Origin of the sequence: Micromonospora sp. RTP1Z1 (assembly GCF_033804685.1) — a bacterium.
Lineage (GTDB): Bacteria > Actinomycetota > Actinomycetes > Mycobacteriales > Micromonosporaceae > Micromonospora.
This window is the reverse complement of record NZ_JAPFQV010000143.1, coordinates 1-970: the sequence shown is the minus strand read 5'-3', so window position 1 is coordinate 970 and position 970 is coordinate 1. Positions and strand designations below refer to the sequence as shown.

Sequence of the window (970 nt, the reverse complement as noted above, 5' to 3'; positions counted from 1 at the left end):
AGAGGCCGCGCAAATAGGTGGTGGTTCATGGGCGTCGTGTGGGTCGGGTGTCCCACCGGTAGCGGCTCCATGCCTGCCGGATCAGGCTACGTAGGGTGATGATGGCATCGGCGAGGTCGAAGAAGGCGTCGATGACTCGTTCGGTGCGCTCGTAGCAGCGTTGGAGCCGGTTGAACGCGTTGTGCCAGGCGTTGGTCCGCTCGACATGCCATCTCCGCCCGGCTTGGATGGGTGCTTTATCGCCTTTGCGGGCTATCTCGCCGAGCAGGCCGCGCTCGGCCAGGGTCGCGCGGGTGACGGCGGAGTCGTAGCCGGCGTCCAGATGCACGGTGATGGTGTCGGGTAGCGGGCCCAGGTCGGCGAGCTTGTCCAGGGTCGGGGCAAGTAGCGGCGAGTCATGACGGTTCGCGCCGGCGAGGACCCGGTCCAGAGGGATTCCGTGACCGTCGACCATGCTGGAGCGTTTCATGCCTTGTTTGCCCCGGTCGACGGGGGAGCGTCCGGCGACCTCGCCGCCGCCGGGGGCCTTGGTGACGCATCCGTCGATGGAGATCTCATCGAGGATCAGCCCGACCATCCGATCGTAGACATCCAAAACTATCGTCTTGAGTTCGGCGAATATGCCCAGCTTGATCCACTCGTCTCGGCGGTTGCGGACTGTGCCGGCCGAACAGGTGGTGTCGGCGATCGACTCGTAGGAGCAGCCGAAGCGCAGCACCTGCAGCAGTTTGTCGAACACGATCCGGTCGGGTATCCGTCGCCGGTGACAGCCCAACGGATGGGTGGGGTCCACATCGGGCCGTTCGGGTAGCAGCGCGGCGAACTGGTCCCAGAGAGGGGTACTCAGCCATGATGGGATAGCGGGCACAGGCACTCCCGGTGATCACTCGGCGTAGGAACCTTGATGATCACTGGTGCCTGTGCCCGGTCTATGACCGGCCCTCCCCGATCGACCTATTTGCGCGGGCTC

At 64.9% G+C, this 970-nt stretch carries 1 protein-coding gene; it reads right to left on the bottom strand.

Annotated features, from left to right (window positions below; all coding sequences use genetic code 11):
* Window positions 1-25: 25 nt before the first annotated feature.
* Entirely contained in the window at window positions 26-868 is an 843-nt protein-coding gene (locus SLP03_RS31420) for an IS5 family transposase (protein WP_319464261.1), read from the bottom strand.
* Window positions 869-970 lie beyond the last annotated feature (102 nt).